This is a genomic window from Streptomyces sp. NPDC048057, from assembly GCF_040653095.1.
In the GTDB taxonomy this organism is placed as follows: Bacteria; Actinomycetota; Actinomycetes; order Streptomycetales; family Streptomycetaceae; genus Streptomyces.
The window spans coordinates 1-1,307 of record NZ_JBEZNF010000084.1; the positions used below are offsets into that span (position 1 = coordinate 1).

Annotated in this window: 1 protein-coding gene; it reads left to right on the forward strand. The window is 68.0% G+C overall.

The features are described 5' to 3' along the window. Nucleotides 1–45 precede the first annotated feature (45 nt). Nucleotides 46–1,275, forward strand: coding sequence for an IS30 family transposase (locus AB0E05_RS36415; RefSeq protein ID WP_361971909.1), 1,230 nt, complete (start codon nt 46–48; stop codon nt 1,273–1,275). Nucleotides 1,276–1,307 lie beyond the last annotated feature (32 nt).

The window sequence follows — 1,307 nt, forward strand, 5'->3', positions numbered from 1 at the left end:
CTTCCGTTCTAGTGGTCGTTGCAACACCTCAGCTCAAGGGGTGCGATGGACTTCAGGATCCGGGAGAACCGGCAGGCTCAGGGGCCCAAGGCCCTGGTCCGTGAGCGGGAGGAATACTTCCGGCTCATGGATCAGGGCTTCAACAACACAGAGGCTTGCCGGATCGTCGGTATCAACCGGCGTACCGGCAAGCGGTGGCGGCATGGTCGCCAGGCCACCGGGCAGACGCCTGGTGCGCCGCCGATTCGCAGGCCGCTCTCCTCTGCCGGCCCGTCGCGGTACTTGCGCGAGGCCGACCGTATCCACATCGCCGACCGGCGGCGAGAGAAGGCGTCGATCCGGCAGATAGCCTCCGAGCTGGGCCGGAGCCCGTCCACCATCAGCCGGGAGATACGACGTAACGGAGCGTTGTGGCGGGGCAAGGACTGGGTCTACCGCCCGCACGCCGCCCAGTCCCGCGCCGACGCCCGCCGCCCGCGCCCGAAGCCGGGAAAGATCGGCCAGAACCCGGAGCTGCGCGACTTCATCCAGCATCACCTCGAACGACGCTGGAGCCCTGAACAGATCTGCCAGGCTCTGCGGGCACGCTTCCCCGACCGGCCGGAGATGCATGTGACGCACGAGACCGTCTACCAGGCCCTCTACGTCCAGGGCCGCGGAGAACTCCGCCGCGAGCTGGCCAAAGCCCTGCGCACAGGACGCACCATGCGCAGACCGCACCGCCAGTCCTACCGGCGCCAGCCCCGCATGTCGAAAGACATGGTGATGATCAGCGACCGGCCGGCGGAAGCCACCGACCGCGCGATCCCAGGCCACTGGGAGGGCGATCTCATCATCGGCCGGGCCCACAAGTCCGCGATCGGCACGCTCGTCGAGCGCTCCAGCCGCTTCGTCACCCTGGTCCACCTGCCCGACGGCCGCCAACCCTCACAGATGCGGGACGCGCTCATCGAGACCGTCTCGACCCTGCCCGACCAGCTCAGGCGCTCCCTCACCTGGGACCAGGGCTCCGAGATGCACCTGCACAAGGACTTCAGCACCGCCACCGACATGCCCGTCTTCTTCTGCGACCCGGGCAGCCCCTGGCAGCGAGGGTCGAACGAGAACACCAACGGCCTGCTGCGGCAGTACTTTCCCAAGGGCACCGACCTGGCCCCCTACACCCGCGAGGAGTTGGACGCCGTCGCGGCCGAGCTGAACGGCCGACCACGCAAAACGCTCGGCTGGGAAACCCCAGCCGAGCGCCTCGCTAAGCTCCTGGCAACAGCCAGATGATCACTGTGTTGCGACGACCCCTGGAATTCGCC